The organism is Pantoea sp. SIMBA_079 (genome assembly GCF_046940275.1).
GTDB lineage: Bacteria > Pseudomonadota > Gammaproteobacteria > Enterobacterales > Enterobacteriaceae > Pantoea > Pantoea borealis.
The window spans coordinates 1-277 of record NZ_JAWRYR010000220.1; the positions used below are offsets into that span (position 1 = coordinate 1).

General features: G+C 40.8%; 1 protein-coding gene. It reads right to left on the reverse strand.

The window, feature by feature from the left end; translation table 11 throughout:
- Window positions 1-20: 20 nt before the first annotated feature.
- A partial coding sequence (locus SB719_RS19775; RefSeq protein WP_412159683.1) for an IS3 family transposase occupies window positions 21-277 on the reverse strand: 257 nt, incomplete at its 5' end.

Consider the following 277-nt stretch of genomic DNA (forward strand, 5'->3'; position numbering starts at 1 on the left):
CGGACAGTATAAAAAAGTGCCTAAGCAGCTAATAAATGGTCCCGGTATTGTACCGGGGCCATTTTCCTTAGCCCCCATTGATAACGATGTTCATTATATTCTTCAATAACTCGATCAATTTCTTCCTTCACATCCGTTAAATTAGTACATGTTTTATATTCTGCCAAATCCTTAAAGTGGCCAAAGAAACTTTCCATTGGCGCATTATCCCAACAGTTTCCCTTGCGGGACATGGATTGGGTTATCCCAAGTTCCTTCACTTTGCGTTGAAATAGCG